Source organism: Pseudomonas sp. SWRI18 (assembly GCF_014268345.1).
Taxonomy (GTDB): Bacteria; Pseudomonadota; Gammaproteobacteria; order Pseudomonadales; family Pseudomonadaceae; genus Aquipseudomonas; species Aquipseudomonas cedrina.
This window is the reverse complement of record NZ_JACCQQ010000031.1, coordinates 24,027-49,890: the sequence shown is the minus strand read 5'-3', so window position 1 is coordinate 49,890 and position 25,864 is coordinate 24,027. Positions and strand designations below refer to the sequence as shown.

25 protein-coding genes, 4 tRNA genes, 1 pseudogene and 1 riboswitch are annotated in these 25,864 nt (G+C 59.7%); of the genes and pseudogenes, 8 read left to right on the top strand and 22 right to left on the bottom strand.

All coding sequences use genetic code 11. The annotated features are described in order from the left end of the window. The 7 genes and pseudogenes from H0Z09_RS25140 to H0Z09_RS25110 form a co-directional block, all read right to left on the bottom strand. Nucleotides 1-369: pseudogene (locus H0Z09_RS25140) on the bottom strand (hypothetical protein); the annotation flags it as partial. A gap of 173 nt (nucleotides 370-542) precedes the next feature. Then, entirely contained in the window at nucleotides 543-1,850 is a 1,308-nt protein-coding gene (gene flgE, locus H0Z09_RS25135; protein ID WP_186694311.1) for a flagellar hook protein FlgE, read from the bottom strand. A 31-nt stretch (nucleotides 1,851-1,881) separates the two neighbouring features. Then, the gene (gene flgD, locus H0Z09_RS25130) at nucleotides 1,882-2,607 is read right to left on the bottom strand and encodes a flagellar hook assembly protein FlgD (RefSeq protein WP_186694309.1); all 726 of its coding nucleotides are present in this window, start codon (nucleotides 2,605-2,607) and stop codon (nucleotides 1,882-1,884) included. Between the two features lie 16 nt (nucleotides 2,608-2,623). Next, the gene (gene flgC / locus H0Z09_RS25125) at nucleotides 2,624-3,067 is read right to left on the bottom strand and encodes a flagellar basal body rod protein FlgC (protein WP_076949604.1); all 444 of its coding nucleotides are present in this window, start codon (nucleotides 3,065-3,067) and stop codon (nucleotides 2,624-2,626) included. A 3-nt stretch (nucleotides 3,068-3,070) separates the two neighbouring features. Further along, nucleotides 3,071-3,478 (bottom strand): flagellar basal body rod protein FlgB, encoded by a 408-nt coding sequence (gene flgB / locus H0Z09_RS25120; protein WP_049711905.1) that lies wholly within the window; start codon nucleotides 3,476-3,478, stop codon nucleotides 3,071-3,073. Nucleotides 3,479-3,730: 252 nt separating this feature from the next. Beyond that, complete coding sequence (gene cheR, locus H0Z09_RS25115; protein ID WP_076949605.1) at nucleotides 3,731-4,558, bottom strand: protein-glutamate O-methyltransferase CheR; 828 nt, start codon at nucleotides 4,556-4,558, stop codon at nucleotides 3,731-3,733. 45 nt (nucleotides 4,559-4,603) lie between these two features. Beyond that, nucleotides 4,604-5,536 (bottom strand): chemotaxis protein CheV, encoded by a 933-nt coding sequence (locus tag H0Z09_RS25110; RefSeq protein WP_076949606.1) that lies wholly within the window; start codon nucleotides 5,534-5,536, stop codon nucleotides 4,604-4,606. Nucleotides 5,537-5,618: 82 nt separating this feature from the next. On the opposite strand from H0Z09_RS25110, the gene flgA reads away from it, so the two are divergent. The 4 genes from flgA (at nucleotide 5,619) to H0Z09_RS25090 (ending at nucleotide 8,211) form a co-directional block, all read left to right on the top strand. Continuing rightward, nucleotides 5,619-6,383, top strand: coding sequence for a flagellar basal body P-ring formation chaperone FlgA (flgA, locus tag H0Z09_RS25105; RefSeq protein WP_186694307.1), 765 nt, complete (start codon nucleotides 5,619-5,621; stop codon nucleotides 6,381-6,383). Between the two features lie 141 nt (nucleotides 6,384-6,524). Further along, nucleotides 6,525-6,845: a flagellar biosynthesis anti-sigma factor FlgM gene (flgM, locus tag H0Z09_RS25100; RefSeq protein WP_076949987.1), complete on the top strand. Its 321-nt coding sequence runs from the start codon at nucleotides 6,525-6,527 to the stop codon at nucleotides 6,843-6,845. 48 nt (nucleotides 6,846-6,893) lie between these two features. Beyond that, a complete protein-coding gene (locus tag H0Z09_RS25095; protein ID WP_076949608.1) occupies nucleotides 6,894-7,364 on the top strand; it encodes a flagellar protein FlgN in 471 nt (156 codons plus the stop codon). A gap of 97 nt (nucleotides 7,365-7,461) precedes the next feature. Continuing rightward, nucleotides 7,462-8,211: a flagellar brake protein gene (locus H0Z09_RS25090; RefSeq protein WP_186694305.1), complete on the top strand. Its 750-nt coding sequence runs from the start codon at nucleotides 7,462-7,464 to the stop codon at nucleotides 8,209-8,211. 57 nt (nucleotides 8,212-8,268) lie between these two features. On the opposite strand, the gene H0Z09_RS25085 is transcribed toward H0Z09_RS25090, so the two are convergent. Beyond that, the gene (locus H0Z09_RS25085) at nucleotides 8,269-9,654 is read right to left on the bottom strand and encodes an MFS transporter (protein WP_076949610.1); all 1,386 of its coding nucleotides are present in this window, start codon (nucleotides 9,652-9,654) and stop codon (nucleotides 8,269-8,271) included. A gap of 267 nt (nucleotides 9,655-9,921) precedes the next feature. Continuing rightward, nucleotides 9,922-9,998 (bottom strand) — tRNA-Arg (locus H0Z09_RS25080). 325 nt (nucleotides 9,999-10,323) lie between these two features. Between H0Z09_RS25080 and H0Z09_RS25075 the strand changes: the two genes are divergently transcribed. The 3 genes from H0Z09_RS25075 to H0Z09_RS25065 all read left to right on the top strand — a co-directional run bounded on the left by H0Z09_RS25075 (nucleotide 10,324) and on the right by H0Z09_RS25065 (nucleotide 11,449). Further along, nucleotides 10,324-10,551, top strand: a complete 228-nt coding sequence (locus H0Z09_RS25075; protein WP_186694303.1) for a hypothetical protein — start codon at nucleotides 10,324-10,326, stop codon at nucleotides 10,549-10,551. 11 nt (nucleotides 10,552-10,562) lie between these two features. Next, nucleotides 10,563-10,742 carry a PA3371 family protein gene (locus H0Z09_RS25070; protein ID WP_186694301.1) on the top strand — a complete coding sequence of 60 codons (180 nt, stop codon included), beginning with the start codon at nucleotides 10,563-10,565 and terminating at the stop codon, nucleotides 10,740-10,742. 380 nt (nucleotides 10,743-11,122) lie between these two features. Continuing rightward, nucleotides 11,123-11,449 carry an Arc family DNA-binding protein gene (locus H0Z09_RS25065; RefSeq protein WP_003193592.1) on the top strand — a complete coding sequence of 109 codons (327 nt, stop codon included), beginning with the start codon at nucleotides 11,123-11,125 and terminating at the stop codon, nucleotides 11,447-11,449. A gap of 190 nt (nucleotides 11,450-11,639) precedes the next feature. Here H0Z09_RS25065 and mgtE read toward each other — a convergent pair whose 3' ends face one another. From mgtE to ltaE, 8 genes are all read right to left on the bottom strand, one after another. Further along, nucleotides 11,640-13,082: a magnesium transporter gene (gene mgtE, locus H0Z09_RS25060; RefSeq protein ID WP_169378104.1), complete on the bottom strand. Its 1,443-nt coding sequence runs from the start codon at nucleotides 13,080-13,082 to the stop codon at nucleotides 11,640-11,642. 340 nt (nucleotides 13,083-13,422) lie between these two features. Further along, nucleotides 13,423-13,499: transfer RNA gene (locus H0Z09_RS25055), tRNA-Arg, on the bottom strand. A gap of 71 nt (nucleotides 13,500-13,570) precedes the next feature. Then, nucleotides 13,571-13,647, bottom strand: a tRNA-Arg gene (locus H0Z09_RS25050). 108 nt (nucleotides 13,648-13,755) lie between these two features. Continuing rightward, a tRNA-Ser gene (locus H0Z09_RS25045) sits at nucleotides 13,756-13,846 on the bottom strand. 62 nt (nucleotides 13,847-13,908) lie between these two features. Then, the gene (gene csrA, locus H0Z09_RS25040; protein WP_003175645.1) at nucleotides 13,909-14,097 is read right to left on the bottom strand and encodes a carbon storage regulator CsrA; all 189 of its coding nucleotides are present in this window, start codon (nucleotides 14,095-14,097) and stop codon (nucleotides 13,909-13,911) included. Nucleotides 14,098-14,272: 175 nt separating this feature from the next. Next, nucleotides 14,273-15,514 (bottom strand): aspartate kinase, encoded by a 1,242-nt coding sequence (locus H0Z09_RS25035; protein WP_010208327.1) that lies wholly within the window; start codon nucleotides 15,512-15,514, stop codon nucleotides 14,273-14,275. 95 nt (nucleotides 15,515-15,609) lie between these two features. After that, nucleotides 15,610-18,228, bottom strand: a complete 2,619-nt coding sequence (gene alaS, locus H0Z09_RS25030) for an alanine--tRNA ligase (protein WP_186694299.1) — start codon at nucleotides 18,226-18,228, stop codon at nucleotides 15,610-15,612. Between the two features lie 146 nt (nucleotides 18,229-18,374). Beyond that, nucleotides 18,375-19,379: a low-specificity L-threonine aldolase gene (gene ltaE, locus H0Z09_RS25025; protein ID WP_186694297.1), complete on the bottom strand. Its 1,005-nt coding sequence runs from the start codon at nucleotides 19,377-19,379 to the stop codon at nucleotides 18,375-18,377. Between the two features lie 191 nt (nucleotides 19,380-19,570). Continuing rightward, a riboswitch (FMN riboswitch) is annotated at nucleotides 19,571-19,740 on the top strand. A gap of 96 nt (nucleotides 19,741-19,836) precedes the next feature. Between ltaE and H0Z09_RS25020 the strand changes: the two genes are divergently transcribed. Next, nucleotides 19,837-20,346: a 6,7-dimethyl-8-ribityllumazine synthase gene (locus H0Z09_RS25020; protein ID WP_065874001.1), complete on the top strand. Its 510-nt coding sequence runs from the start codon at nucleotides 19,837-19,839 to the stop codon at nucleotides 20,344-20,346. 147 nt (nucleotides 20,347-20,493) lie between these two features. On the opposite strand, the gene astE is transcribed toward H0Z09_RS25020, so the two are convergent. From astE to astA, 5 genes are all read right to left on the bottom strand, one after another. After that, nucleotides 20,494-21,498, bottom strand: a complete 1,005-nt coding sequence (gene astE / locus H0Z09_RS25015; protein WP_186694295.1) for a succinylglutamate desuccinylase — start codon at nucleotides 21,496-21,498, stop codon at nucleotides 20,494-20,496. 11 nt (nucleotides 21,499-21,509) lie between these two features. Further along, on the bottom strand, nucleotides 21,510-21,797 hold the full coding sequence (locus H0Z09_RS25010; RefSeq protein WP_076949617.1) for a topoisomerase II: 288 nt from the start codon (nucleotides 21,795-21,797) through the stop codon (nucleotides 21,510-21,512). Nucleotides 21,798-21,823: 26 nt separating this feature from the next. Beyond that, entirely contained in the window at nucleotides 21,824-23,170 is a 1,347-nt protein-coding gene (gene astB, locus H0Z09_RS25005) for an N-succinylarginine dihydrolase (RefSeq protein ID WP_186694293.1), read from the bottom strand. A 183-nt stretch (nucleotides 23,171-23,353) separates the two neighbouring features. Next, nucleotides 23,354-24,823, bottom strand: a complete 1,470-nt coding sequence (gene astD, locus H0Z09_RS25000; protein ID WP_186694315.1) for a succinylglutamate-semialdehyde dehydrogenase — start codon at nucleotides 24,821-24,823, stop codon at nucleotides 23,354-23,356. Further along, nucleotides 24,820-25,845, bottom strand: a complete 1,026-nt coding sequence (gene astA / locus H0Z09_RS24995; RefSeq protein WP_076949620.1) for an arginine N-succinyltransferase — start codon at nucleotides 25,843-25,845, stop codon at nucleotides 24,820-24,822. Before astA ends, astD begins: the two co-directional genes overlap by 4 nt. Nucleotides 25,846-25,864: the final 19 nt, after the last annotated feature.

The window sequence follows — 25,864 nt, the reverse complement described above, 5'->3', positions numbered from 1 at the left end:
GCCTCCCCCCCCGCCCCCTGGTGGCGCTGGCGAAAAAGGCGGTGAAGGTGGGTCCTCATCTGGAAACAACTCCGGAAACAGAGCCTTCAACAATGCCAGCCAAGCCTGGTCCGCGTCTTTCTTGAGCTGCTCAAGGATCTCCTTGAATTTCTCGTCCCCCAGCTTCTCACGCAGTGCATTGAGCTTGTCACGCGTATCTTGAACTGTCTGGGTCTTGCCCGTTTGCTGCGCATCGAGAAGCTCGTTGAGCAGGGTTTTGACTGCAGCCTTCTGCGCGTCAGGCGCTATCGGTGTTGATTCAACCCGCGCCAAGCGAGGCGCAAATCCCCCACGAACAGTATCGGCTGTGTAAACAGCTGAACTCCGCATACCTGCCTCCTTTGATGGGTAAACCTCCTGGGCTCTGGTCCGATCAGTGGCAAGACAGGTGCGGGGCGTTCCTCGCCAAACAATTCAACGCGTAACCTTATGGGGCGCCGGATATTTTCTGACGCGCACAAAAAACCCCTCTTACGAGGGGTTTCTTGTGGAGCGCCGATGCATCAGGTCATCTGAATGATGGTCTGCATGATGGTGCTCTGGGTGGAGATGGTCTTGGCGTTCGCCTGGTAGTTGCTCTGGGCCTTGATCAGGTCCACCAACTCGTTGGTCAGGTTGACGTTGGAGTTCTCCAGGGAGTTGGCCACGATCGAGCCCAGGGTACCGGCTTGCGGGGTGTCATAACCCGGCTGGCCCGAGGCGAAGGTCTCTCTCCAGGCGGTGCCGCCCGATGGCTGCAGGCCTTGCTCGTTGTTGAAGCTGGCCAGGGAGATCTGGCCGATGGCCTTGCTCTGCTGATTGCTGAACGTTGCGAACAGTACGCCGCTGCCGTCGATTTTCAGGCCGGTGATCTGGCCGGTGGCGTAGCCATCGGTGACCGGTGGGTTGCGGTAGCTGGCCGAATTGTACTGGGTGATATTGGCCATGTTGACGGCAATGCCACCTGGGTTGGCAGCAGCGCCGTTGTCTGCCCAAACCCCATTGACCATGGCACCCGGCTTCCAGTCCGCGATGGTCAGCGTAGTGTTGGAGACGGTAGCCGGCGGCGTTGTGATCGTCGAAAGCGTGCCTGCGGTATCAAATGTCAGCAGCTTTCCTACAGGCGGCGTGGCAGCCAGCGTCGAACCATCCGGGTTGCGCCCGTCGATCGTGGTGTAGGACATCCACTTGTTGGAGTCGGTCTTCACCATGTACTGGACCATCGAGTGGGCGTTGCCCTGGGTATCGTACAAGGTGGTGCTGTATTGCGTGGTAAAGGTACTGGTGTCGGACGGATCGAACGGCTTGGTGGTCTGGTTGATCGCTGGTTCCGAAGAGTTCAGGTTGCTGGTGGAGTCCACCTTGCTGGACGCCTTCGGCGGCAGGTTCGACAGATTCAGTTGCAGGTCGACGAGGCCGCCCTTGGTGACCTTGCCGTTCTCATCCGCCGCGTAGCCTTGCAGGCGCGAGGTCCCGGTGTTGTTGGTGATGTAGCCGTCCTTGTCGGCACGGAAAGCGCCGCTGCGGGTGTATTCCAGCGAACCGTCGCTGCCCTTCTGCACGAAGAAACCACCGCCCTGGATCGCCATGTCCAGCACGCCGCCGCTGCCATTGACGTCACCCTGGGTGAACTGCTGGGACACGGCCGCCAGGTTCACACCGTTGCCGATGCTGTTCTGGCCGGTGCCCAATTTGGAGGCGGCGTAAATGTCCGCGAATTCCGCACGGGACGACTTGAAGCCAGTGGTCGCGACGTTGGCGATATTGTTGCCGGTCACGTCCAGTTGTTTGTTGGCCGCATAGAGGCCGCTAAGGCCGATGTTAAAAGACATGTTTCTCTCCCTCTGCCGTCGTTAGCCGGCTCTATGTACCGATAGTCTGGATTTGCGACAGCTTGACGCTGCCCATGCCGCCTGCAAGGTTCAACAGCATTTCGCCGCCGGTCTTGCTCAGGGTCACGCTCGTTACCGTCGCCGGCAGCGAAGTGGCCAGGGCAACGGCGTCGCCCTTATCGTTCTTGGTGGTGGCATTGAAGGTGTAGGTGCCCGCAGGGGCGACCTCGCCCTTGTCGTTTTTGCCGTCCCAGATAAAGTCGGAGGTGCCTGCACTCTGGGCGCCCGTGTCGATGGTGCGCACCACATTGCCGTCTTTGTCGGTGATCTTGATGGACACGTTGCCCGTGGCCGCCGTGACGGCCACCGAGCCGGTCATGCTCTTGCTGGTATCCACCAGCGCCTTGTCGGTCTGGGTGATGATCGAACGTCCGACCAGCGACGACGCCTGCAGCGCTTGCGAAGAACTGAAGTTGCTCGAGATGTTATTCACCGAGTCGTTCAGGGTATTGATGCCTTCCAGGCTGCTGAATTGCGCCAGTTGGGCCACGAACGCGCCGTTGTCTTGCGGCGACAGCGGGTTCTGGTTTTTCAGCTGAGTCACGAGCAATTGCAGGAACGCGTCCTTGCCCAGCGACTGGCTACCCGTCGCCGTCTTGGTGGCGTCGCCGACGCCGCTGTTATTCGTGGCAGTCTTGACCTTGTTGTTGAAAAGGTCCTGGACTGCCGTGTTGTTTGAAGTATCAACGATGGCCATTATTTGGCGCCCCTTATCACTGACCCAGGGTCAGGACCTTCTGCATCATGGTTTTGGCGGTATTCATCATTTCCGCGTTGGTCTGGAACGAGCGGCTGGCGGAAATCATGTCGGCCATTTCCTCGACCACGTTGACGTTGGGGTAGTAGACATAGCCCTTTTCGTTCGCGGCGGGATGGTTGGGTTCGTAGCGGGCTTCCAGGTTGCTCTGGTCTTCAACCACGCCGAGTACCTGCACGCCGGAGCCTGCGGCGCCCTGGTCCTGGAACAGCGAATCGCTGCCGCCGTTCTGGCCGCCCTGGAACATGGTGGCGAACACCGGGTGACGGGCGCGGTAGGTCTGGTCAATGCTCGAAGACACGGTCTCGGCGTTGGCGATGTTACTGGCGACGGTGTTCAAGCGCGTGGTCTGCGCGCTCATGCCACTGCCGGCAATATTGAAAACACTGGACAGGGACATGGCTTACTCTCCACGCAGGGCTGACATCAGCCCTTTGAATTTGCTGTTGAGCAGGGTAAAGCTGGCTTGGAAGTTCACCGAGTTCTCGGCGTAGGCCGATTGCTCCAGTTGGGCGTCGACGGTGTTCTGGTCGATCGACGGCTGCATCGGCGTGCGATACAGCAGCGACTCGTCACCATTGCTCAGGCCTTGCGCTTCGATATGACGGTTGTTGGTCATGTTCAAGGCGAAGGTGCCATTCTTGGTCTTGTCCTGCTGTGCGGCGAGCACGGCGGAGAAGTCCAGGTCCCGAGCCTTGTAGTTCGGGGTGTCGGCGTTGGCAATGTTGTTGGCCAGGACTTCGGCGCGCTGGGCGCGGAAGCCCAGGGCTTGTTCGTGGATACCGAGCGCTTTATCGAAGCTGATGCTCATGGCGGAAACCTTTAGGCTGACCTGCTGTTCGTTAACAGGGCTATAGCAAGGCGCATGCCAATTCTGAGAGAGCCCGTATTCCGGGGCTTTGCGGGGAGGTTGCCGGCGGCGATGCCAGAAAAGCGGCAAGGGGTTTCCGCGTGGCGCCAGTAAAGCGGCAATGGGTGTTGCCGCTATTGGAAGGATTGCCGCAAAAAAAATGGGAGCCAGCTCCCACACAAAGCCTGGCTCCCACACTTTTTGACCTGCGAATTACTTGGCCTGGTAAATGATCCCAGGGCTGCACTGCACCATCTGGTAATGGTCCGGCAAACCGTTCAGCGCTTCGGAAGCACCGAGGAACAGGTAACCGCCGCGCTTGAGCGTGCCGTGGATGCGCAGCAGGATGTCTTTCTTCACCTCGGCCGAAAAGTAGATCAGCACGTTGCGGCAAAACACCATGTCGAACTTGCCCAGGCTGGCGTAGCTGTCGAGCAGGTTGAAGGAACGAAACTCCACACGGCTCTTGATCGGCGCCTTGATCGCCCAGCGCCCCGCCCCTTTCGGATCGAAGTAACGCTGCAGGCGCTCCTGGGACAAACCGCGGCCCAAGGCCAGGCTGTCGTACTCACCGGTCTTGCAATTGGTGAGCATGGTCCCGGACAAGTCGGTGGCGACGATTTGCGCCCCGGCCTTCAACTGGCCCATGTTGGTCCGCTCGAACTCGTCGATCGACATAGAAATCGAGTACGGCTCCTGCCCCGAGGAACACGCGGCCGACCAGATGCGCAGGCGCTGGCCCGGGCTGGCCTTGATGGCTTCCGGCAGCACTTTGCTCTTGAGTACCTCGAAGGGGTAGGTGTCGCGAAACCACAAGGTTTCGTTGGTGGTCATGGCATCGACCACCATCTCCTTGAGACCGCTGCGTGGCTGGCCCTGGATCCGCTGAACCAATTCGCTGAGGGACTTGATGCCCTGCTGCTCCATCAGTTTATTGAGACGGCTGGAAACCAGGTATTGCTTGTTTTCACCGAGCAATATGCCACAGGCTTTTTCCAGGAATACCCGGAACTGTTCAAAATCCAAATTACCTGTAGACACTGATACCGCCTCTAAAAAAACGTGTGACCGCCAGGGGAAAAAACCCTAGCTGTGATCTGCTGCCTTGATCCGATCGACGACCCGGGATGCCAGGTCATCAGGACGGAATTTGGCCAGGAAGTCATCGGCACCGACCTTCTTGACCATCGCCTGGTTGAATACACCCGACAATGAAGTATGCAGGATGATATGCAATTTTTGCATGCGCGGGTCGCTGCGTATCTCGGCCGTGAGGGTGTAGCCGTCCATTTCCGGCATCTCGATGTCGGAAATCATCATCAAGAATTCTTCTTCGGGCTTCTTGCCTTCATCGACCAATTTGCGCAGGTAATCCAGCGCCTGACGGCCATCATTGAGGGCCACCACCTCCACGCCGACCGTTTGCAGGCAACGCGTCACCTGCTTACGCGCCACCGAGGAGTCGTCCACCGTCAGTACGCGCAGGGAGATTGCCTTGTGCGCCGTGTCGGCATCGACCACACCGACCGAGATCGTTTCCGACGTCGGCGCCACTTCGGCCAGAATTTTCTCGACGTCGATGATTTCCACCAACTGGTTATCAACCCGCGTCACGGCCGTGAGGTAGTGATCGCGGCCAGTGCCCTTGGGTGGCGGATGGATCTCTTCCCAGTTCATGTTGACGATGCGTTCCACCGAGCGCACCAGGAAACCCTGGGTCTTGGTGTTGTACTCGGTAATGATCACGAACGGGTTCTCGCGGTCCTGCAAACCCGCCGAACCGGTGGCCAGGGCCAGGTCAAGAATCGGGATCGTCGCGCCACGGATACTGGCAACGCCACATACCACCGGACTGGACTTGGGCATGATCGTCAGCTTGGGGCATTGCAACACTTCCCGCACCTTGAACACGTTGATGCCATATAGCTGCTTGCCATCGAGGCGAAAAAGCAACAACTCCAGGCGATTCTGCCCTACCAGCTGTGTGCGCTGGTTTACTGAATCCATTACTCCTGCCATGCCCAGACTCCTACGCTAAAACCTTTGGGGGTGCGACGCGCACCCAACACGAAACGGCACGAGCTTTGCTATTTACTAGATCATGGATATTAAAACGACGGTTTCCCGACGCCCCACCCTGATACGGTTTTGCAGATGCCTCTGCGTACCGCTGGCGCTGCTTGCCTTGGGCCTGGGCACCAAGGCCCGCGCTGATAACGTCACACTGCCTGATGTACTTATCGGCGTCACTCAGGGCTTTCTTGAGTTCACTGTAGAAGATTATCTGGCGACCACACAGACGCCGGGGCGTTATGAAATCCAGGTCAGCCAGTTGGACCCGCGCCTGCGCATGCCAATGTGCGACAAGGAATTGACAGCCACTCTGGAAAGCCCGGCCCAGCCCATCGGCCGCGTGACGGTCAAAGTGCGCTGCGAAGGCGCCTCGCCCTGGACCGTGTTCGTGCCGGCCCAGGTCAAGCTGTTCCGCGATGTGGTGGTGGTTGCCCGCCCGCTCAAGCGCACCGGCATCATCGGTTTTGAGGACGTCGTGTTGCGCGAACGGGACATCAGCATGATCAGCCAGGGCTACCTGACTTCCGTTGATCAGGCCGTCGGGCAGAAATTGACCCGACCAGTGGTCACCGACCAAGTGATCACCCTGGTACATCTTGAGCAGGCCGAAGTGATTCGCAAGGGTGACCAGGTGGTGATTTCCGCCAGCAGTGGCGGGTTGAACGTAAAAATGCCGGGTGAAGCGCTGGCCAACGGTGGCATGAGCGAGCAGATCCGGGTCAAGAACCTCAACTCCAACCGCGTGATCAAGGCGCGGGTCACAGCCCCAGGGCAAGTGGAGGTCGCTTTATAGATCACTGGTACAGGACGCCGGCATTTCCTACACTGTGCACGAGAAGTCCCGTGTGGAGATTTATTGTCATTCGCGCCTAAAGTTTGTTTGGGTATGGCCGAAAACATGGCAAGCGTCCAAATACCCAGAGGTTTTTTGATCATGGTCATCGATTTCAGCCGTTTAAATAACACCCCGACGACGTCAGGCACTGCGCGTACTACCGGCAAGGAAAACGTAGAAGCCAAGGCCCCGCCACTGCCCGCTAAGGCAGAACAGGCGAGCGCCAGCCAGAGCGGGGAGTCCGTACACCTGAGCAATGAGGCTCAACAGTTGCAGAAGGTCACTGACTCGCTGCGCGATCAACCGGTGGTCAATAAAGCCCGTGTGGCCGAATTGAAACAGGCAATCGCCGATGGCAGCTATAAAGTCGACAGCAACCGTGTAGCCAGCAAGCTGCTCAATTTCGAAGCCGAGCGCTAGGCAAAGGCCTGCGCCGGGCTTTTGGACGCTTAAACCCCAAGGCCAGCCATGCATCACGACGAAAATCTGCTTCAACTGATCCTTGATGATCTTGAGCCGACGCAACAACTGCTCGAGCTGCTCAAGGAAGAATCCCTGGCCCTCTACGGCCGGGACATGCCGCTGCTGGAAGAAATTCTGGCGCGCAAGCAGTCGCTGATTGTCCTGCTGGAACAGCACGGCAAAAAGCGCAGCCAGATCCTAATCAGCCTGGGCCTGCCGGCTGACCATGACGGCCTGGCGCAACTGGCCAGCCACTCCTCGGTCGGCGATCAATTGCTCGCCCAGAGTAAAGAACTCAATCAACTGCTCAGCCAGTGCCAGGAAGCCAACCTGCTCAACGGCCAGTCGATCCAGCTTCAACAAGCTACGACCGCCAACCAGTTGCGCATACTTCACGGCGGCGAGCCTCCAGCGCTCTACAACGCGCAGGGTTCCACCTCGCGCCTGGTCAAGCCAAGCACCCGCAGCCAAGCCTGACGCGGGTTTTACAGCGTGGCCTATCCAAGGCGCGCCACATACTGGCAGAATGCCCGCTCTTGCGTGTAGTCGTATTTTGTCTGGAGATGGAAGAACCGTGTTCAACGCCCTTAATGCGGAAGATGCCCCGCAGCCCCCCAAGGTCCTCACCACGCCTCTGGAAATCGCCAGCACCTTGCGGATGCTGCAAGAAAGTCACGACCCGCTGATCATCTCCTTCCACGAACGCAGCCAGCGCTTCCAGAGTTACCTGGTGGACGTGGACCGTGACGGCCACAAGATGATTCTGGATGAAATGATTCCCCGCGACGGTGAACGCCACCTCGAAAGCGGCGAACCCTTTCGCATCGAAGGTTTCCACGACGGCGTGCGTGTCGCCTGGGAAAGCAAAGGCACCCTCACCGTCAGCGAAAAAGACGGCCACCGTGTCTACACCGGCAGCATGCCTGACGAGGTGGTCTACCATCAGCGTCGCAATGCCTTCCGCGCCGCCCTGAAGCTGGCGCAGCTGGTCAACATCGAACTCGATGGCGAGAAGCTCCAGGCACCTGTGCGCGGCAAACTCCTGGATATTTCCGCCACCGGTTGCAAACTGCGCTTTGAAGGGGACATTTCCGAGCGCCTGCAGCTGGGCCAGGTCTACGAGCGCTTCATGGCCGCCCTGCCCTTTGGCAGCATGACCACCTCGGTCGAACTGCGGCACCTGCACTTCGAAGAACGGATCAACATTACCTTCGCCGGCGTGCGCTTTCACAACATGAGCGGCCTGGTGCAGCGTCAAGTCGAACGTTTTGTCTACCAGCTGCAACGCGAAGCGCGGCGCTTCGACAAAGACGACGATTTTTAACCTGAAATCGCGATAAAAAAACGGGCGGTTCCTGATGGGAACCGCCCGTTTTTGCGTTCAGGGGCGCGCCCTGCTCAAGTCATGCGGATGCTCTTCGGGACCCAGCGGCTCCGGCGGCCCTTCGAAGGGCGGCTCATCGGTCGATGGCTGCGCATCGTCTTGCGGCTCCGGGTCGGGCACGCTCACCTGCATCTGCTCCTGCACCACCTGCTCGTCTACCCGTGGATCGAGCGCAGCCACCAATGGCGAACTGGACATGCTGTCGGGCATTGCCACATGATGCAGCGGCGCGTCTTCCACCTGATGCAGGTTGGTCACGGCTTTGGGGCGGATTCGCCACACCAGGATCAGCGCGCACAGGCTGAAAAACGCATACAGCATCTGGTTGCCGAAGAGCTTCATGATTACCCCGGCCAGCAGCGGCCCGATGCTGGCGCCGATGCCATAGGTCACCAACAGCATGGCCGTCAGCGATACCCGGCGATCACCTTCCACATGGTCGTTGGAGAACGCCACGGCCAGCGGGTACAGGCAGAATTGCACCAGCGAACACAGGAAGCCCGCCACGAACAGCACTTCCAGCGGCACATGGGTCATGATCGCCAGGGGCAGTGCCGCCACGGCCAGGCACAAGGCAAAGCAGCGGATCAACAGCGCTCGGTCATACCGGTCCGATAACCAGCCCAACGGCCACTGCACCAACAGGCCGGCAAAAATGCAGCTACCCATGAACAAACCGACCTGCTCGGTCGTCAGCCCTTGCTGGGACGCATACAGCGGCGCCAGGCCGTAGAATGAGCCGACGATCAACCCGGCCCCCAGCACCGTACTCAGCGACTGCGGCACGCGCTTGATAAAGAAGCGCGGTTCCATCGGCGCAGGATGCAGCGCCGCCGGGTGAATGCGCCGGGTCATTGCCACCGGCACAAGGCACAGGGCAAAGCACAGCGCTACCAGCATCAACAGCTCGAGGCCAAGCTGGGGATGCAACACCAGGATCAATTGCCCCAGCACCAGGCCGAGGTAGGACGCGATCATGTACAGGCTGAACACCACGCCACGCTGCTTGGCGTCCGCCTGCTCATTGAGCCAGCTTTCGATGACCATGTACTGGCACATCATCCCCAGGCCCACGATCACCCGCAACACGATCCAGGCCGGCAACCAGTCGACCAGGCCGTGGCCCAGCACCGCAGCGCCGACGATGCCGGCACAAGTGGCGTAGGCCCGGATGTGCCCGACCCGAGCAATCAGGCGGTGCCCGATCTTGCCACCCAGCACCAAACCAAAGTAGTTGGCGGCCATCAGCGCACCCACCCACAGGCTGTCGACATTGTCGGCCGCCAGGCGCAAAGCCAGGTAAGTGCTGAGCAGGCCGGAGCCGATCAACATCATCAAAGAGGCGAAATAAAGGGCTCGAAAAGATTTCCAGATCTGGCGCATCGGCGTTCCGAGCGGCTCCTTGCGGTAAGAATCAGGGCTATCGGCATGATAGTCCGGGGTAGTCAGTTCCGGACAGGCGGTTTGCGCCGTTCCGGGGATTATTTTGCCTACAGCTCAGACGCTGCCCGGCTGCTTGCAAGGTACATGGATTGCGATAAATACACCGCGCACGTGCTGTGAACCCTGAACATCGGCAAGGTTCGACCCGAGTGTGAAAAGCGCGCACAAAAAAGCCCTGCCAGAAGGTCTGGGCAGGGCTTTTGGATCTGGTGTCCCAGGGCCGGTTCGAACGGCCAACCTTCCCCTTAGGAGGGGGATGCTCTATCCAATTGAGCTACTGGGACATGTGATAGCCGCGGCGCCAAATGCGCGGCGACGGACGGCGTGCATGTTAACGGCCAAGGTGGGTTTTGTCATGTCGTCCTTAGGCTTTTTGAGTGTAGGCCGCTCCCTGCACGAGCAAGCATGGTTTGGCCCCGCAAATACGGGCGCTTGAGCCCGTCGTGCAAAATGCACTGCTGCACGACACCCGCATTGCAAATTGCAACCTTCCGGTCATTCATACCACCATTAAGCCATTGATTTTATTGGTTTATTGCCTTGGCACGACAACTGCAATACTTCTCCTACAAATGCAACCAGCCACGACGTTAAGCGGAGAACATGACCATGAACAGTGCCTTTCTGTTAGCCCTCAACACCGTAGCCCTGGCTGCATTGGTAACCTTTCACTTTCAATCGTCCGGCAATAACGATCCTGCGCAGCTCAGCCAGGCGGTGCCACACCACTTGCAGCAGCGTCCGCAACTGGCGGTGATGGCGCCAAATGCACAGCTGCCGGTACGTGTGGCCCAAGGCACTCAGCAAGCGCCTGCATCCGAACGCTGGGTTTTCTGAGGAAGTTGGCGATGAGTAAATTTGCCTGGCTGTTTATGTGCCTGACCGCATTCACCGGTCTTCTGGGTTTGAGCGCTGGGTCGCAAGACGGCCAGACCACCGCATTTATCGCCAGCGGCGTTTTCGCCAGCCTGTTCCTGCTGACCCTGATCATGGGTCGTCGCTTCAAGTTCGACCCCATCTTGCGCTGAACCCCCTTCGCTACCTTATGTCGCCTCGCCCTCGCTAATCGGCAAATTGCCACTAGTCTTAAAGCTAGGGGCAAAAGGCCACTTTGCGATAGGATGTGCGGCCTCAAACCCTGTGGTGGCCTGGACTTGCGAGAAGTTCCCTCGGGGAAGCGCGCGTAGCCCGGTTTTCCAACCAGTCCGCAAAAATGCAAATGAGTGCTGGCATAAAGCCTTTAGTCAGTTCAATATTTGTCACAGAATTGACGCCAAGGAACTGGCAAATGTGAGGCATGATGCGGCCTCTTTGCAATTCGGGTTGAACTTTGGTCGTGAGTCTTGTCTTAACACTCATCTTGCGGCCAATTCCAGAAACCGCTCCCCTGAACTAACCGGTTAAATATATGCGCCCATTGAAACAGGCAATTTATTCCAGCCGTACGGCTGACAAGTTCGTCGTACGTCTGCCAGACGGAATGCGGGAACGCATTGCCGAGGTGGCTCGCAATCATCACCGCAGCATGAACTCCGAAATCATCGCGCGCCTGGAACAAAGCCTCATTCAGGAAGGTGCCTTGGGCGAAGAGTTGAGCATGCGCCTGGACAGTCCCGAGCTGTCGCTGCACGAACGCGAACTGCTGCAGCGTTTTCGTCAGCTCTCCCACCGTCAGCAAAATGCTCTCGTCTCGCTTATCGCGCATGACGTCGAGGCGGCCGCAGAAGCCAATTGATTCGCGACTGAAAGCCGAAGCCAGCTAAATGCTGGCTTTTTTTTGCGTGGAATTTGAGGGGGCAGCCGTAGGAGCGAGCTTGCTCGCGAAAAACTTGAGCGCGCCGCAGGCAGTCAGGGTTTACGCGTTATCGTTGACGATCTTCGCTGGCAAGCCAGCTCCTACAGGGGAGCCGGCCAGCGTGCAGGGTTTAGAGCAGGAAGATGGTAGCCAGGCCCAGGAAGATGAAAAAGCCACCACTGTCGGTCATGGCGGTGATCATCACGCTGGCACCCATGGCAGGGTCGCGCCCAATGCGGGCCAGGGTCATCGGGATCAACACGCCCATCAGCGCCGCCAGCAGCAGGTTGAGGGTCATGGCGGCCGTCATGACCACGCCGAGTGACCAGCTGCCATACAGCAAATAGGCCACCACGCCGATCACCCCACCCCAGACCAGGCCATTGATAAGGCCCACGGCCAGCTCTTTGCGCAGCAACCGCGAGGAGTTGGCGGTACTCACCTGATCCAGCGCCATGGCGCGCACAATCATGGTGATGGTCTGGTTACCGGAGTTACCGCCAATACCGGCCACGATCGGCATCAACGCCGCCAGGGCGACCAGTTTCTCGATCGAGCCTTCAAACAAGCCGATCACCCGGGAAGCGATAAACGCGGTAATCAGGTTGACAGCGAGCCAGGCCCAGCGGTTACGCAGCGAACGCCAGACCGATGCAAAGATGTCTTCCTCTTCACGCAGACCCGCCATGTTGAGGACTTCGGTTTCACTCTCTTCACGAATCAGGTCGACGATTTCATCGATGGTCAAACGGCCAATCAATTTGCCGTTCTTGTCCACCACCGGCGCCGAGATCAAGTCATAACGCTCGAATGCCTGCGCGGCATCGTAGGCGTCTTCATCCGGATGGAAACTCACGGTGTCGCTGGCCATCAGGTCCGCAACTTTCTTGTCCGGGTCGTTGACCAGCAGGCGCTTGATCGGCAGGACGCCCTTCAGGATGCCTTCGTAATCGACCACGAACAGCTTGTCGGTATGGCCGGGCAGCTCCTTGAGACGACGCAGGTAACGCAGGACCACTTCCAGGCTGACATCTTCGCGGATGGTGACCATCTCGAAGTCCATCAGCGCGCCGACCTGATCGTCGTCGTACGACAACGCCGAGCGCACGCGCTCACGCTGCTGAGTGTCCAGCGCTTCCATCAGCTCATGGACAACATCACGGGGCAGTTCAGGCGCCAGGTCAGCCAGTTCGTCGGCGTCCATCTCCTTGGCGGCGGCCAGGAGCTCGTGATCATCCATGTCGGCGATCAGGGTTTCTCGGACCGAGTCGGATACTTCAAGCAGGATATCGCCGTCGCGGTCGGCCTTGACCAACTGCCAGAGGGTCAGTCGATCATCCAGCGGCAAGGCTTCGAGAATATAGGCGACGTCGGCGGAGTGCAGGTCATCGAGCTTGCGTTGCAGCTCAACGAGGTTTTGCCGGTGAACCAGGTTTTCGACCAGGTTGTTATTCGGGCCTTCCTGGCGGTGCGTGAGGTCTTCGACCACGCGCTGGCGCTGCAGCAACTCGATAACTTGAGCCAGGCGATCCTGCAGGCTTTCTTGTGTTTTCTTTACTTCTACTTCGGTCATAGGCGAACTCCACTCCCAGCAGCGGGGCACGCCGGAAGGATCAATCAGTCAATTCATGATTGGTAAAACGGGGTACTGAGCAGCTACTGGGTAAGTCCATGGAGGTATTCCACAAGCCCCGGCGGGGCTGACGGGCGCAATGATACACCGCCCGGCCACTTTAAACGTCAAAAAACTGGAAAGAACAAGCGCTTGCGAGCCAATGCTGAGTAATGGCTGCATCCATGAACTGCGACGACGCAGCGGGAAGGGAAAACACATGGGAGCGCGCGTAAAAGAGAAAATCCTACACAAACCCCAGACGGCAAAAAGCCCGCACTTGGCGGGCTTTTTGTTTGTATGGTGCACTCGACAGGATTCGAACCTGTGACCGCTCGGTTCGTAGCCGAGTACTCTATCCAGCTGAGCTACGAGTGCAGATTGTGTTTTTAGACCAGATCACAACTGGTTGTAACCGAATCACCGCATCACTGCAACTGACTCTTAAATGGTGCACTCGACAGGATTCGAACCTGTGACCGCTCGGTTCGTAGCCGAGTACTCTATCCAGCTGAGCTACGAGTGCATTTGTTGCCGCGCATTATAGGCCGTTCAATCTCTATGTAAAGCTATTTTTTCGAGCAATTTCAACAACTTACCGAAAAAACCAGATTGCAACGTACTAAGCAAATAATGGCGGAGAACGGGGGATTCGAACCCCCGACACCCTTTTGAGGTGTACTCCCTTAGCAGGGGAGCGCCTTCGGCCACTCGGCCAGCTCTCCGCAACACGGGGCGTATATTAACCACGTTCATCCCCGTTTGCAAACATAAAAAACGATAAAAATTAAAGGCTTGGTTCTTCGTCCTTCTCTTTCTTGATCCGCAGGTAAATTTCCTCGCGGTGCACCGCCACCTCTTTCGGAGCGTTAACCCCGATACGTACTTGATTGCCTTTGACGCCGAGCACGGTCACGGTGATTTCGCCATCACCGATAATCAGGCTTTCTGCGCACCGACGAGTCAGAATCAGCATACCTTTCTCCTCACGCATTTCAGTTCAGGAACAACAGTCTGCAAAAAAACGGCTTTCGACCTACAGCCAAAGGGCCATAGCCCTACCCGCCCAAGTATTGTCGAGCGCGCGTAAAAGAACATGCGCCCTACAAAAAAAGGAAAGGCGCGGTAAACCGCGCCTTCCTGGCACTGCCTTACTCGCCCTGTCGGGCCGGAGCGTCCAGCTCAAAAGCGGTATGCAACGCGCGCACTGCCAGCTCCAGATACTTCTCTTCAATCACCACCGATACTTTGATTTCCGACGTGGAGATCATCTGGATATTGATGCTTTCCTTGGCCAGGGCCTCGAACATGCGGCTGGCAACGCCTGCATGGGAACGCATGCCCACGCCCACGATCGACACCTTGGCAATCTTGGTGTCGCCCACCACTTCACGCGCACCGATTTCCTTGGCAGTGTTCTGCAGGATCCGTTCTGCCGCATCGTACTCGTTGCGGTGCACGGTGAAGGTAAAATCGGTGGTGTTATCGTGCGACACGTTCTGCACGATCATGTCGACTTCGATGTTCGCGCCGCTGATAGGGCCCAGGATCTTGAATGCCACGCCCGGGGTGTCTGGCACGCCACGGATAGTCAGCTTGGCTTCATCACGGTTGAAAGCGATACCGGAAATGATCGGCTGTTCCATGGATTCCTCTTCATCAATAGTAATGAGGGTGCCCGGACCCTCTTTGAAGCTGTGCAATACGCGCAGCGGAACGTTGTACTTGCCGGCGAACTCCACCGCGCGAATCTGCAACACCTTGGAACCGAGGCTGGCCATTTCCAGCATCTCTTCAAAGGTGATCTTGTCCAGGCGCTGGGCCACGGACACCACACGCGGATCGGTAGTGTAGACGCCATCCACATCGGTGTAGATCTGGCATTCATCCGCTTTCAGCGCCGCTGCCAGCGCCACGCCGGTGGTGTCCGAACCGCCACGCCCGAGGGTGGTGATGTTGCCTTGCTCGTCCACGCCCTGGAAGCCCGCTACAACTACCACGCGGCCTGCTTTGAGATCCGTACGGATTTTCTGATCATCGATCTGCAGGATACGCGCCTTGGTATGCGCGCTGTCGGTGAGGATGCGCACCTGGCTGCCCGTGTAGGACACCGCCGGCACACCGCGCTTGTTCAGCGCCATGGCCAGCAAGGCGATGGTCACCTGTTCGCCGGTGGACACGATCACATCCAGCTCACGCGGCAGCGGCTGTTGATCACCACTGATCGCCTTGGCCAGGTCGATCAGGCGATTGGTCTCGCCGCTCATGGCCGACAGCACCACCACCAGGTCGTCGCCTGCATCGCGGAATTTCTTAACCTTGTCGGCCACCTGCTCGATTCTTTCAACAGAGCCGACCGAGGTACCTCCAAATTTCTGTACGATCAAAGCCATTTCTAAGCCGCCTCAGCCCGTAAAGGGGCGCCTGATAACCAATCAACCAGCACCGAACCTGCCCGCGACTGAACCACGGGCCGGTTAACAGTGCCTTAAATACCTGCCTCGACAAACGGCACGGTCAGGGCCAGGGCTGCGTCCAGGGCGCCGGCGTCTACACCACCGCCTTGCGCCATGTCCGGACGACCACCGCCCTTCCCGCCCACTGCCGCGGCGGCTTGCTTCATCAAATCACCAGCCTTGAGTTGGCCAGTCAGGTCCTTGGTTACACCGGCAACCAGAACGACCTTATCCTCATGGACACTGCCGAGCAGGATCACTGCGCGGCCGAGCTTGTTCTTCAACTGATCGACCAAGGCCAACAGCGCCTTGCCGTCCTGACCGTCCAGGCGTGCGGCCAAGACCTTCACATCCTTGACGTCCACCGCGGCAGACGACAGATCGTCGCCCGCGGCGCTGGCCGCCTTGGCTTGCAACTGCTCCAGCTGTTTCTCCAGGGCACGGTTGCGCTCCAGCACGGCGGACAGCTTGTCGATCAGGTTGTCGCGGCTGCCCTTGACCAGGCTGGCCGCCTCCTTGAGTTGTTCTTCGGCCGCATTGAGGTAGGCCAGGGCCGCAGCGCCGGTTACTGCCTCGATACGCCGCACACCGGACGCCACGCCGCCTTCGCTGATGATTTTCAGCAGGGCGATGTCGCCGGTACGGTTGGCGTGGATACCGCCGCACAGTTCCACCGAGAAACTGCCACCCATGCTCAGTACGCGCACGTTGTCGCCGTATTTCTCGCCGAACAGCGCCATGGCGCCCTTGGCCTTGGCAGTCTCGATATCGGTTTCTTCGGTTTCCACCGGGGTGTTCTTGCGAATCTCGGCGTTGACGATGTCTTCCAGGGCCTTGATCTGCTCGGGCTTGATCGCTTCGAAGTGGCTGAAGTCGAAACGCAGGCGCTGGCTGTCGACCAACGACCCCTTCTGCTGGACGTGCTCGCCCAGTACCTGGCGCAGTGCAGCGTGCAGCAAGTGGGTGGCCGAGTGGTTCAGCGCGGTGGCGTGGCGCACCTCGGCGTCCACCTGGGTCTCCACCGGCGCACCGACGGTGAGGCTGCCCGACGCCAACACGCCGTGGTGCAGGAACGCGCCGCCGGTCTTGGTGGTGTCACGCACATCAAAGCGACCGGAAGCCGCATTGAGGAAACCGCAGTCGCCGATCTGGCCACCGGATTCGGCATAGAACGGGGTCTGGTCCAGGACCACCACACCGTCATCGCCTTCATTCAAGACGTCGACCGACTGGCCTTCCTTATAAAGGGCAACCACTTTGGCCGAACCGCCGGTGGCCTTGTAGCCGGTGAATTCGGTGGCCACGTCGACCTTGACCAGCGTGTTGTAGTCCAGGCCAAAAGCGCTGGCGGAACGTGCGCGCACGCGCTGGGCTTCCATCTCGCGCTCGAAACCGGCCTCATCGATGGTCAGTTCGCGCTCACGGGCGATGTCGGCGGTCAGGTCCATCGGGAAACCGTAGGTGTCGTAGAGCTTGAACACGACGTCACCCGGCACCACGGTGCCTTTGAGCTCGGCCAGGTCCTGCTCCAGAATTTTCAGGCCGTGTTCCAGAGTCTTGGAGAACTGCTCCTCCTCGGCCTTGAGCACGCGCTCGATGTTGCCCTGCTGCTGCTTGAGCTCCGGGAAGGCGTCGCCCATCTCGGCCACCAGCGCGGCCACGATTTTGTAAAAGAAGCTGCCGGTGGCGCCCAGCTTGTTACCGTGACGGCAGGCGCGACGGATGATGCGGCGCAGCACATAACCACGGCCTTCATTGGACGGCAGCACGCCGTCGGCGATCAGGAAGCCGCAGGAGCGGATGTGGTCCGACACCACCTTGAGCGAAGACTGGCTTTCGTTGGCGCAGCCAATGGCCGCCGCCGAGGCGCTCAACAGGTTGGTGAACAGGTCGATTTCGTAGTTGGAGTGAACGTGCTGCATCACCGCACTGATCCGCTCCAGGCCCATGCCGGTGTCGACCGACGGCGCCGGCAGCGGATGCAACACACCGTCGGCGGTGCGGTTGAACTGCATGAACACGTTGTTCCAGATCTCGATGTAACGATCGCCGTCTTCTTCCGGCGAGCCTGGCGGGCCACCCCAGATATCGTCGCCGTGATCATAGAAAATCTCGGTGCACGGGCCGCACGGGCCGGTATCGCCCATGGTCCAGAAGTTATCCGACGCGTAGGGCGCACCTTTGTTGTCGCCGATACGGATCATGCGCTCGGCAGGTACACCGATTTGCTGGGTCCAGATGTCATACGCTTCGTCGTCCGTGGCGTACACGGTGACCCAGAGTTTTTCCTTGGGCAGCTTCAGCACGCCGGTGAGGAAGGTCCAGGCGAACGTGATCGCGTCTTTCTTGAAATAGTCACCGAAGCTGAAGTTGCCCAGCATTTCGAAAAATGTGTGGTGGCGGGCGGTGTAGCCGACGTTTTCCAGGTCACTGTTCTTGCCGCCGGCGCGTACGCACTTCTGGCTGCTGGTGGCGCGGGTGTAGGCGCGCTTTTCCTGGCCCAGGAAGCAGTCCTTGAACTGGTTCATCCCCGCGTTAGTGAACAGCAGGGTAGGGTCATTGCCTGGGATCAAGGAGCTGGAGGCGACACGGGTGTGACCTTGCTCTTCGAAGAAGCGAAGGAAGGCTTCACGGATTTCTGCGCTTTTCATTAGGTTCTTCCACGGAGGCTGCGGCCAAAGGCCAGTGCGCAACATCATCAGACGGAGCGACGGCAAAGGGCCGCATTATATCGGCCCTTTGCCGGTGGTACAGCGTGTTTATACGATTGAAACGTTCAATTGGACGGTCTGCACGGTCATTTACGCGAAAACTCGACGAATGCCTGCACCACTTGCTCGATCTGCGCCCGGCTCACATCCATGTGCGTAACCATGCGCAGGCGTGGCGCAACGCTCAACTTGATCGCGCGCTCGGCGGCGAAGGCCTTCAAGGCGTCGGCCCGATCACCGATCTGCACATAGACCATGTTGGTCTGCACCGGCTCGACTTTATAGCCGGCCTGGCGCAGCTCATCGCCCAGCCATTGCGCATTGGCATGGTCGTCGGCCAGGCGCCGGACCTGGTGATCCAAGGCGTACAGCCCCGCCGCCGCGAGCGAACCGGCCTGGCGCATGCCACCACCGACCATCTTGCGCAGGCGCCGGGCCTTGGCGATCAACGCCGTGGAACCGCACAACACCGAGCCAATCGGCGCGCCGAGGCCTTTGGACAGGCACACCGACACCGAATCAAAGTGCCGGGCAATCTCATGTGCATCCACGCCCAGCTTGACCGCTGCGTTGTAGAGCCGCGCGCCATCCAGATGCAGGGCCAGGCCATGTTCACGGGTAAACGCCCGCACCTGGGCCAGGTAATCCAGCGGCAATACCTTGCCTTGCATGGTGTTTTCCAGCGCCAGCAAACGGCTGCGGGCAAAATGGAAATCGTCCGGTTTGATCGCCGCCAGTACCTGGTCCAGGTCCAGGGACCCGTCCGCCTGCACCTCCAGCGGCTGCGGCTGGATCGAACCCAGCACCGCTGCACCACCGCCTTCGTATTTGTAGGTGTGGGCCTGCTGGCCGACGATGTATTCCTCGCCGCGCTCACAATGAGCCATCAACGCCAGCAGGTTGCTCATGGTACCGGTGGGCACGAACAGCGCGGCGGCAAAGCCCAGGCGCCTGGCCAGTTCGGCTTCCAGGCGATTGACGCTGGGGTCCTCGCCATACACGTCATCGCCGGTGGCGGCCGTGGCCATCGCGTCGCGCATGCCGGGCGTGGGTTGGGTCACGGTGTCGCTGCGCAGGTCAATCACGGACATGAATCAAGCCTCTGACGATTTGGGTAAGTGCCTCATGGAGATGATTACTGCGGGCAAAACCACGGAATATCAAGCCCCGGATGCATTCAATCGAATACCAACCAAACAAACCGATATAGCTTATCGATAGAGCGGCCGTGCAGTTTTCGAAAAACCGTGTTAAAAACGCTTCGCCACCAGGGTTCTGGCGGCAACGTTCTCAGGGCGGGGTGCAATTCCCCACCGGCGGTAATTACACGCAATGTGTATAGCCCGCGAGCGCTTGGCGCCTCGAACTGCTCACGCAGGACGGCGACAAGGTCAGCAGACCCGGTGTGATCCCGGGGCCGACGGTCATAGTCCGGATGAAGAGAGAACGGGATTGGCACCTAAGGGCCGCGCACCTCGTGTGCTTGCGTACCCTTAAATCCCATTCGATTCATAACGCCCTGTTTTTTTCTTAAACAGGAGTCAGAACATGCAACCCACCGCAATCGACAGCAAAAGCAAAAACCACCACGGCGAGCGCGTCGCGTTTATCCAGGCCTGCTGGCACAAGGATATTGTCGACCAATCCCGTAAAGGCTTCCTCGCCGAAATGATCGCCCAGGGCTACCAGGAATCGGACATCGATTTCTTCGAAGTCGGCGGTGCCTTTGAAATGCCCCTGCACGCCAAACTGCTGGCCAAGACCGGCCGTTACGCCGGTATCGTCGCCGCCGCGCTGGTGGTGGATGGCGGGATCTACCGTCACGAGTTCGTCGCCCAGTCGGTGGTCAGCGGCCTGATGCAGGTGCAGCTGGAGACTGAAGTGCCGGTGTTCTCGGTATCGCTGACGCCGCATCACTTCCATGCCGGCACCGAGCATCACACCTTTTTCTACGAGCACTTCGTGCACAAGGGCCAGGAAGCGGCGCGCACCTGCGCCGATACGCTGCACAAGGTCCGTGCGATCCGTCGCAGCGAGCCGCGTGCTGTAGCGGTTTAAGCAACACTGCAAAACACTGTAGGAGCGAGCTTGTGTGGGAGCGGGCTTGCTCGCGAAAGCGGAGTGTCAGTCAATACATAAGTGACTGATACACTGCCTTCGCGAGCAAGCCCGCTCCCACATTTGAATCCCGACAAGCCTTAAGATCTAGGCCAAGCCCGCATCCGTGGTCGGCACGATCAATATCCCCGCGCGCAAACCGTTCTTCACCTTCGGGTTGGGGAAGATGATACGTGCGCCCTCTTCTTCGATGACCCAGCGGGTCTTGGCCACGTCTTCGGCCAACAGATAACCCTTTTCCAATTCCGAAAAGTTCTCGACGTCCGCCGGCAGGTGCAGCAGGAAGGCGTCACTGTGCTTGATCACTTCGCGCGCCACGGCGAACAGCTGCATACCGTCAAGGCTGTCGGTCTCGGGCTCGGTGCCTTCGATGATCTGCTTGAGGCGCAGCTCCAGGCGTGAAACATCCACCCCCTCGTTGTGCCCGAACGGCCGCGCCTTGCCCAGTTCCAGGGTGAAGGCCTCAGCCTCCAGCTGTTCGTAGGTAAACGCGGTGAACGTGATCGACGCTTTGTTCTGCAACAGCACCGCTTGCATGCCGGCGGCGTGCAGGCGCGCCAGTTCACGACGTGAGTGCTGGCGGCCTTCCTTCCACGGGTACAGCGCAAACTGCTCGATCTTCGAGCCGCGAATGGCCGTGTGCAGGTCGTAATGCAGGCGCGAACGATCAGGCAGACTGAAGAAACTGCGGGCCAATTGCTCAAGCTCGGCGGCGCGCATGGCTTCGGGGCCGATGTTTTTTTCGTGACGGCCGTTGAACAACCGATTGACGTCCAGTTCGAGGTAACGCTCGCCGCGGCGCATGGCCTCGGGGTTGCCGAACAGGAACAGAATACGGGCGCGAGGCTTGATCTCCCCACGGGCGATGCTATGCAACAGGCGGTCGAGCAGTTCGATCGGCGCCGTTTCGTTGCCATGGATGCCGCACGACAGCAGCAGGTCGCTGCCATTGTCCCGGGCCTGCGGCGGACGCACTTCAAGCGCGCCCTCGCTGAGCCAGCGCATCTGCACGCCGTCGACAGTCAGTTGAATTTTTTGCGCCGGTTCGCGACCGGCGAGGGTCAGTTCAAGCAATTTGCCGAGGGCGAGCATACGCAGCTTCCTTAGTGGTTGCAGCCTGGGCCGTGGACGTGATCGTCGTCATCACCTTCAACCTCGGCCGGTTCCATTTCCAGTTGCAGGCTCATCAGGTTGGTGGCCAGCGGGCGCATCAGCAGGTTGGCGTACTCGGCGTCGCCTTCTTCCACGTCCACACCGATCAGCAGTTGGCCACGGCCGTCGTGCTGGATCCAGATCTCCTTGCCCTGCCAGACCACGGCGACGCGGGTGCAGGAGGTTTCCAGCTGGGTGCCGTCGGTGTCTTCAAGGATCAGTTTCAGGGTGTCGGTCATAAATAAAATATCTCAGCCACGTGGCGTTAATTGATCTGGAAAGGATAAACCGAGCCCAGTTTAAGGATTTGCGTCAGTTCATCCAATGCCGTGCGGCACTCAAGCAGCAATTGCGGGTCAGCCAGGTCGGTTTCGCGCAGGCTGTCGCGGTAATGCTTGTCGACCCACTGGGTCAGGGTGTCGTACAGCGGCGCGGTCATGATAACGCCTGGGTTCACCGCCGCCAGCTCCGTTTCGTTCAGCGCCACGCGCAAGCGCAGGCACGCCGGGCCACCGCCGTTCTGCATGCTTTGCTTGAGATCGAACACCTTGACGTCGCGGATCAGCCCACCGGCAGCGGTCAAGCCTTGCAGGTAATCCCACACGCGCTGGTTGGCGCGGCACTCTTGCGGCACGATCAGCAGCATCGTGCCATCGGGGCGCGTCAGCAACTGGCTGTTGAACAGGTAGGAACGCACCGCGTCCTCGACGCTGACCAAGGCGCGCGGCACGCAGACCGCCTGGAAGTTGCCGCCCAGCGTGCCCAGTTTGCCCTGCAACTCGGCGAGCATCTGTTCGGTATTGAGGAACGCGTCCTCGTGATAGAACAGAACTTCACCGTTGCCCACCGCGATCACGTCGTTGTGGAACACACCGGCATCGATCACTGCCGGGTTTTGCTGGGCATAGACCACGCCGTCGTCCTTCAAGCCGTGCAGGCGCGCAACGGCCTGGGACGCTTCGAGGGTCTGGCGCGCCGGGTACTTCTGCGGCGCAGGGTAACGGGGGTCGAATGCGCTGCGGCCGAACACGAAAAATTCAACGCCCGCCTCGCCGTACTCACGGCAAAAACGCGTGTGGTTGGCCGCGCCTTCGTCGCCGAACTGCGCCACCGCCGGCAAGGCGGCGTGATGGGCGAAGTGCTTGGCGTCGGCAAACATCGCCCCGAGCACGCGGCTGGTGGTCGGGTGTTCGATGCTGCGGTGGTATTTGCAGTTGAGGTTGGCGGCGGTGAAATGCACGCGGCCATCTGCCGTGTCGGCGCTGGGGCTGACGGTGGCGGCATTGGCGACCCACATGCTTGAGGCGGAGCAGCTGGCAACCAGCAACGGCATGGCGTGCCTGGCCGCTTGCTCGATCACCTGGGCGTCGGTGCCGCTGAAACCAAGGGTGCGCAAGGCAGCCACATCCGGACGTTCCTGGGGCGCCAGAACTCCTTGCACATAGCCCATGTCCATCAGGGCCTTCATTTTCTGCAGGCCCTGCAACGCCGCTTCCCTGGGGTTGGAATGCTGCTGGCTGTTGCTCTGGGAGGCGACGTTGCCAAAGGACAACCCGCCGTAGTTATGGGTCGGCCCCACTAGACCGTCAAAATTGACTTCATAGGATTTCATCGGCGAGGCTCCACGAACATCTGTTTTTATAAGCAATCTTCAACACACCATAGATCGAATGTGGATGGGATCTAATGTGGGAGCGGGCTTGCTCGCGAAGGCGGTGGTTCAGTCGCCAGATGTATTGACTGACACACCGCCTTCGCGAGCAAGCCCGCTCCCACATTTAGATCCCCTCCTGCCTTAGATCAGCGTAATACCCGGGGTCAGTGTGGCTGGCACCACCAAACTCGGGGTTTCCAGCGACGCCACCGGATACGCACAATAATCCGCCGCGTAATAAGCACTGGCGCGGTGGTTGCCCGAGGCCCCTACTCCACCAAACGGCGCGGTGCTGGCGGCGCCGGTCAGCTGTTTGTTCCAGTTGACGATACCAGCGCGGCTTTCCAGCCAGAACTGCTGGTAGCGCGCTTCGGAATCCGACAGCAACCCCGCCGCCAAGCCGTATTGAGTGTTGTTGGCCTCGGCAATCGCCGCTGCAAAATCCGCGTAGCGGATCACCTGCAACAGCGGGCCGAACAACTCTTCGTCTTCGCGCTCGGTCACGGCGGTCACGTCGATGATGCCTGGGGTCAGCAACGCGGCCTGGTGCTGGGGTTGAGTCATTTCCAGCAGCGCGACGGCGCCATTGGCCAACATCAGTTCCTGGGCATCCATCAAGGCTTTGGCGGCGCCGAGGGAAATCACCGAGCCCATGAACGGCGGCGGTTGCTGGTCGAACGCGCCCACTTCAATCGTCGCGCTCACCGCCACCAGGCGTGCCAGCAAGGCATCGCCCCAGGCGCCTTCGGGCACTAGCAGGCGGCGTGCGCAGGTGCAGCGCTGACCGGCGGAGATAAACGCCGACTGGATAATGGTGTACACCGCCGCATCCACATCGGCGACTTCGTCGATTACCAGCGGGTTGTTGCCGCCCATTTCCAGGGCCAGGATCTTGTCCGGACGCCCGGAAAACTGCTGGTGCAGATGATTGCCGGTGCGGCTGGAACCGGTGAAAAACAAACCGTCGATGCCTGGGTTGGCCGCCAGGGCGATGCCGGTTTCCCGCGCGCCTTGCAGCAGGTTCAGCACGCCTGCCGGTAAACCGGCTTCGATCCAGCACTGCACGGTCAGCTCGGCGACTTTCGGCGTGAGCTCGCTCGGCTTGAACAGCACGGTATTACCCGCGAGCAGCGCCGGGACGATATGCCCGTTTGGCAAATGGCCAGGAAAGTTGTAAGGGCCGAACACCGCCACCACACCGTGGGGTTTGTGGCGCAATACAGCGGTGGCATCGCCCAAGGGGCCGCTCTTCTCGCCGGTGCGCTCACGGTAGCTTTGCACCGAGATGGCGATCTTGTTGGCCATGCTGGTGACTTCGGTGGCCGATTCCCACAGCGGCTTGCCGGTTTCCTCACCGATGCAACGGGCGATTTCATCGGCGCGTTTTTTCAGAACAGCGGCGAAGGTTTCCAGCACGCCGATGCGATCTTCCAACGACCGTCGCGCCCAGGCGGGGAACGCTTGGCGCGCGGCCTGCACGGCGGATTCGACCTGCTCGGCCGTGGCGCTGTTGCCGGCCCACAGCACTTGCTGGGTCACCGGGTTACGTGATTCAAACAGTTCACCCTGGCCGGCCAGCCAGCTACCTGCGATATACAACGAATTCATTATTTCGACTCCCGGGCTGCAGACAACGGTACGGCGCGCACTTGATCACCGACGACCAACTGAAGACGCTTGGCCGTCTGAGGATCGACCACCAGCGTACCTGCGGCCAGGCGGGCCGGTGCGGCCGTGATGCGGCAGTCTTCGCGCTTGCGGTTATGGATCAGGAACGGCGTGGCATCGTCCCCCGGCGTGCCGATGGCGAGCACCAGCGACTGGCTGTCGCGCACCGCACGGATCTTGCTGGTTTCGCATTCCACCGCAGGGCCCGCATCGAAAATATCGACATAGCCCTGGTAGCTGAAGCCTTCGCTCTTGAGCATGCTCAGCGCCGGTTCGGTATCCGGATGCACCTTGCCGATCACGTTGCGCGCGTCTTCGGAAAGAAAGCAGCTGTACAGCGGAAACTTCGGCATCAGCTCAGCGATAAACGCCTTGTTGCCCACGCCGGTGAGGTAGTCGGCCTGGCTGAATTCCATCTTGAAGAAGTGCCGGCCCAGGCTTTCCCAGAACGGCGAACGCCCGGCGTCGTTGGACACACCGCGCATCTCGGCGATGATCTTGTTGCCGAACAGTTGCGGGAATTCGGCGATGAACAGCATCCGCGCCTTGGCCAGCATGCGGCCATTGAGGCCGGTGCGGTAATCGGCGTGCAGGAACAACGAGCACAGTTCGGAGTTGCCGGTGAGGTCGTTGGCCAGGAACAGCGTCGGGATCTCGCGGTAGATGTTCAGCTCCTGGGAGGCGCTGACGGTCAGGCCGACCCGGAAGTTGTACCACGGCTCACGCAGGCCGACCGCGCCGGCAATCGCGGAAATGCCCACCACCCGGCCTTCGTCGTTTTCCAGCACGAACAGGTAGTCGGCATCGCCCCGCCCGGCGTCGCCGCGAAAGGTTTTTTCGGCCCAGCCCACGCGGTGGGTCAGGCGTTCCTCGTTGGCCGGCAAGGTGGTGAGGCCGGTGCCGGTGCTGCGCGCCAGGTCGATCAGGGCCGGTAAATCGCTGCTGCGTACGGGACGAACAATCATGCTATCTCCTCAAACGGGC

What these genes read in the sequence shown, in the direction of transcription:
- flgE (WP_186694311.1), bottom strand. Translation starts at nt 1,850, where the DNA reads ATGTCTTTTAACATCGGCCTTAGCGGCCTCTATGCGGCCAACAAACAA.
- flgD (WP_186694309.1), bottom strand. Translation starts at nt 2,607, where the DNA reads ATGGCCATCGTTGATACTTCAAACAACACGGCAGTCCAGGACCTTTTC.
- flgC (WP_076949604.1), bottom strand. Translation starts at nt 3,067, where the DNA reads ATGTCCCTGTCCAGTGTTTTCAATATTGCCGGCAGTGGCATGAGCGCG.
- flgB (WP_049711905.1), bottom strand. Translation starts at nt 3,478, where the DNA reads ATGAGCATCAGCTTCGATAAAGCGCTCGGTATCCACGAACAAGCCCTG.
- H0Z09_RS25110 (WP_076949606.1), bottom strand. Translation starts at nt 5,536, where the DNA reads ATGGCAGGAGTAATGGATTCAGTAAACCAGCGCACACAGCTGGTAGGG.
- flgA (WP_186694307.1), top strand. Translation starts at nt 5,619, where the DNA reads ATGGATATTAAAACGACGGTTTCCCGACGCCCCACCCTGATACGGTTT.
- flgM (WP_076949987.1), top strand. Translation starts at nt 6,525, where the DNA reads ATGGTCATCGATTTCAGCCGTTTAAATAACACCCCGACGACGTCAGGC.
- H0Z09_RS25095 (WP_076949608.1), top strand. Translation starts at nt 6,894, where the DNA reads ATGCATCACGACGAAAATCTGCTTCAACTGATCCTTGATGATCTTGAG.
- H0Z09_RS25085 (WP_076949610.1), bottom strand. Translation starts at nt 9,654, where the DNA reads ATGCGCCAGATCTGGAAATCTTTTCGAGCCCTTTATTTCGCCTCTTTG.
- H0Z09_RS25075 (WP_186694303.1), top strand. Translation starts at nt 10,324, where the DNA reads ATGAACAGTGCCTTTCTGTTAGCCCTCAACACCGTAGCCCTGGCTGCA.
- H0Z09_RS25070 (WP_186694301.1), top strand. Translation starts at nt 10,563, where the DNA reads ATGAGTAAATTTGCCTGGCTGTTTATGTGCCTGACCGCATTCACCGGT.
- H0Z09_RS25065 (WP_003193592.1), top strand. Translation starts at nt 11,123, where the DNA reads ATGCGCCCATTGAAACAGGCAATTTATTCCAGCCGTACGGCTGACAAG.
- mgtE (WP_169378104.1), bottom strand. Translation starts at nt 13,082, where the DNA reads ATGACCGAAGTAGAAGTAAAGAAAACACAAGAAAGCCTGCAGGATCGC.
- csrA (WP_003175645.1), bottom strand. Translation starts at nt 14,097, where the DNA reads ATGCTGATTCTGACTCGTCGGTGCGCAGAAAGCCTGATTATCGGTGAT.
- H0Z09_RS25035 (WP_010208327.1), bottom strand. Translation starts at nt 15,514, where the DNA reads ATGGCTTTGATCGTACAGAAATTTGGAGGTACCTCGGTCGGCTCTGTT.
- alaS (WP_186694299.1), bottom strand. Translation starts at nt 18,228, where the DNA reads ATGAAAAGCGCAGAAATCCGTGAAGCCTTCCTTCGCTTCTTCGAAGAG.
- ltaE (WP_186694297.1), bottom strand. Translation starts at nt 19,379, where the DNA reads ATGTCCGTGATTGACCTGCGCAGCGACACCGTGACCCAACCCACGCCC.
- H0Z09_RS25020 (WP_065874001.1), top strand. Translation starts at nt 19,837, where the DNA reads ATGCAACCCACCGCAATCGACAGCAAAAGCAAAAACCACCACGGCGAG.
- astE (WP_186694295.1), bottom strand. Translation starts at nt 21,498, where the DNA reads ATGCTCGCCCTCGGCAAATTGCTTGAACTGACCCTCGCCGGTCGCGAA.
- H0Z09_RS25010 (WP_076949617.1), bottom strand. Translation starts at nt 21,797, where the DNA reads ATGACCGACACCCTGAAACTGATCCTTGAAGACACCGACGGCACCCAG.
- astB (WP_186694293.1), bottom strand. Translation starts at nt 23,170, where the DNA reads ATGAAATCCTATGAAGTCAATTTTGACGGTCTAGTGGGGCCGACCCAT.
- astA (WP_076949620.1), bottom strand. Translation starts at nt 25,845, where the DNA reads ATGATTGTTCGTCCCGTACGCAGCAGCGATTTACCGGCCCTGATCGAC.